At 70.8% G+C, this 3,084-nt stretch carries 4 protein-coding genes; all 4 read right to left on the bottom strand.

The genetic code is table 11. From position 1 onward, the window contains the following. On the bottom strand, positions 1–767 hold a 767-nt coding region (locus ACFWX1_RS14405; RefSeq protein ID WP_378387315.1), incomplete at its 3' end, for a hypothetical protein. 123 nt (positions 768–890) lie between these two features. Beyond that, positions 891–1,580, bottom strand: coding sequence for a Crp/Fnr family transcriptional regulator (locus ACFWX1_RS14400; RefSeq protein ID WP_378387313.1), 690 nt, complete (start codon positions 1,578–1,580; stop codon positions 891–893). A gap of 58 nt (positions 1,581–1,638) precedes the next feature. Continuing rightward, entirely contained in the window at positions 1,639–1,977 is a 339-nt protein-coding gene (locus ACFWX1_RS14395) for a hypothetical protein (protein WP_378387311.1), read from the bottom strand. Positions 1,978–2,062: 85 nt separating this feature from the next. Beyond that, the gene (locus ACFWX1_RS14390; protein WP_378387309.1) at positions 2,063–2,914 is read right to left on the bottom strand and encodes an LLM class F420-dependent oxidoreductase; all 852 of its coding nucleotides are present in this window, start codon (positions 2,912–2,914) and stop codon (positions 2,063–2,065) included. Between the last annotated feature and the right edge of the window lie 170 nt (positions 2,915–3,084).

The following is a 3,084-nucleotide window of genomic DNA, read 5'->3' as shown; positions in this document are numbered from 1 at the left end:
GTGCCGCCCCCCCCCCCCCGCGCCCCCTCGGGGGGGGGGGGGCGCGGGGGGGGGCGCCCCCCCCCCCCCGCGCCCCGCCCCCCCCCCGCCCCCGCCCCCCCCCCCGGGACGAGGGCGGCCAGCGCGCCGGCGCTGGCGAAGACGCTGGAGAGCGCGCTCTCGGCGTCGAGGCCTGGCAGGTGGATCCAGGCGCTGTCGGTGAAGTCCGCGGTGGTGACGTTGATGCGTGCGCACCGGGCGGGCGGTACGAGCGCGACGCTGAAGGGCTCGACGACGTTGCGCCAGACTTCGTGCGAGAGGACGAGGCCGGCGCCGAACTTGTCGCCGGTCGGGTCGTTGCGGCACCAGTAGGCGACCGCCTCGCAGAACGTGGTGGCGGACAGCAGCCTGGTCAGCGTGATGTAGGTCCGGTGATAGCGGTGGTTTTCGGCCATCGGGCCGGTGTGCACGGCGACCCGCGCGCGCATCGGGGTGCGGGCGTAGCGGTTGCGGGACCGGAGCAGGTGATCGAGGTGGAACACGAGCTCGACGAGCCTGCCGAGCGCCTGCTCGGGGTAGGCGAGCATCACGCCGTCGCCGGTTTCCCGGAAGTGGCGGGCGTTGTCCCAGGACAGCCCGACCGTGCTCAAGGCGTGCGACACCAGCGTTTCCATTTCGGACTTCATCGGATCGAGCAGATCGTCGCTCGCCTGCGACGAGCCCACGATGTCGACCGCGAGTACCGCGTGCGACTGGGCGTTGAACCGGCTGGAGGTCAGTGCGAACATCGTGACCCCTCCCCCTCCCTCGTACGTTTCGCGACAAGGGGAAGTGTCACGACTACCCAGCGACAGTTCTGTTCGCTGCCGAACAGAACTGGCCGCGCAGGTGCCACGATTCAGTGATCTGCGTCACACTTCTGTGTCCGCTCGCTTCCGGAGTTTGACACGGTCGGTGACCGTGAACGACTTCCGTGCGCTGGCGACTATGCCGTCGTCGCGCAGGGTGTTCAGTGCCTTGGCGACCATGGTGCGGCCCATCGGGATGAACTGCGCCAATTCGTCCTGGCTCAGCGGTATCGCGATCCGCCACCCCTCGTCGGTCTCGACGCCGCACGCGTCGACGAGGTAGTCCAGGCGCCGGGCCACCCGGGTGATCGCCTGCGGTTTCCACGACTGCGTGCGCTGCTGCTGCGCCACCACGAACCGCTGGGACACGCTGATCAGCAGTTCCTTCATCGCCGCCGGGTGCTCGGTGAGGAAGCGCTCGAACTCGCTCGCCCCGATCCGCCTGGCCTGCACCCGGTCGATCGCCACGACGTCGGCCATCCGCGTCCCGCCCGCCACGACCGCGATCTCGCCGTGCAGATCGCCGGGGACCCCGATGTCCAGGATGATCGCGGTCCCCTCCTGGTCGACGCTGGCGACCTTGACGAAGCCGTGACGCAGCAGCATCACGTACTCCCCGGGTTCCCCGGTCCGCATCAGCGGCTGCTTGGGGGCGTACTCCTGCTGGGTCCCCATCTGGAGCAGTCGTTCCCGTGCCCGCTCGTCCACCCGATCGAGGAACGGCTGCTGCCGCCCCGCCGCTGTCCCGTTCATCCAGGCGCCCTCCCGCGCTGGCCGACATGGTGCCGAAGGGGACCGTAGCGCCCGGCAGTCACCGGGGCGAGGGGGCCGGTTGGTCCGCCGTGAAAATCCCGAGCCGGACGAGTTCCGAGCGGATCCAGTCGGCCAGCAGGTGCAGGGGGCCGCCCGGCTCCTCCGCGTGGAAGCGGGCCACGATCTCGTGATGGCGTCCGCCCTGCTGGGCCGTGTACTGCAGCGCCGCGCGCACCTCGGAGGTCTTCAACGGGACGACGCGGGTGCCCGGCCTCGGCCGGACCGTGCTCTTCGCGCCCATGACCGACAGCACGGCCTCGTCGAGATCGAAAAGGTGTTCCACGAGCACCATCGCGTACTCGACATCGTCCACAACCCGTCGCGCGACCATCGCCATGGCACCAGTCGACCATGGGCGAGCCGTCCGATCCGTTCGCTGCCGAACAGTTCCGGGCAATGTCCACCGGTTTGTCCGGTGCGGTTCAGCTCGCCGGGAGGTCCAGTTTTCCGGCGAGCCTGCCGATCCACGCGGCGACCTCGTCCGCGGACCGGTCCGGCAGGCCGAAGATGGCCTCGGTGACGCCGATGGACGCGAAATGCGCCAGCTGCTCCCGGTCGGGCCGCCCGGCGAGCACCGCGACCTCCGGCTCACCCGTGCGGCCCTCGTCGCGCCAGATCTCGCGCAGCAGGCCCACCGGCCCCTCGATGTCCACATCGGACGGAGTGGTCAGCCAGCCGTCGGCGTTCTTCGCGATCCAGCGGAAGTTCTTCTCGGTGCCGCCCGCGCCGAGCACCACCGGGATGTGCGGCTGGGCAGGCTTCGGCCACGCCCAGCTCGGCCCGAACGAGACGAATTCGCCGGAGTACTCGGCGATTTCGTCCGTCCACAGTGCACGCATCGCTTCGAGGTACTCGCGCAGCGCGGTCCGGCGCCGGTTGCCGGGCACGCCGTGGTCGGTCAGCTCGTCGACGTTCCAGCCGAACCCGGCGCCGAGCGTGACCCGGCCGCCGGAGAGGTGATCCAGGCTCGCGACGGTCTTGGCCAGCGTGATCGGATCGCTCTCCACGGGGAGGGCGACCGCGGTCGACAGCCGGATCCGGGTGGTCACCGACGCGGCGGTGGCCAGCGCCACCCACGGGTCGAGCGTGCGCAGGTACCGGTCGTCCGGCAGTGTCGAGTCGCCGGTGCGCGGATGCGGCGACTCGCGTTTGACCGGGATGTGCGTGTGCTCCGGTACCGAGAAGGAGTCGAAGCCCGCTTCCTCCGCCGCGCGTGCCGCGGCCGCCGGGGTGATGCCCCGGTCGCTGGTGAACAGCACGATCCCGTATCTCACGAGACCCGACGATAATAGAACGTGTTTCAGTTTGCAATGGGTGACCGCGTTCCTGTCCACTGTGGACGGATTCGCGGCGCCCGACGTCGCGAACGCCCCGGCGGGGGGGGCGCCTCCACTCCGCCCCGAGCGAGGGCGCGCCCCGGGGGGGGCACCCCCAGGGCGGCCGG

Source organism: Amycolatopsis sp. NPDC059021 (assembly GCF_042739895.1).
Taxonomy (GTDB): Bacteria; Actinomycetota; Actinomycetes; order Mycobacteriales; family Pseudonocardiaceae; genus Amycolatopsis.
Note: the sequence above shows the minus strand (reverse complement) of the source record. Positions and strands in the feature narration are given on the sequence as shown.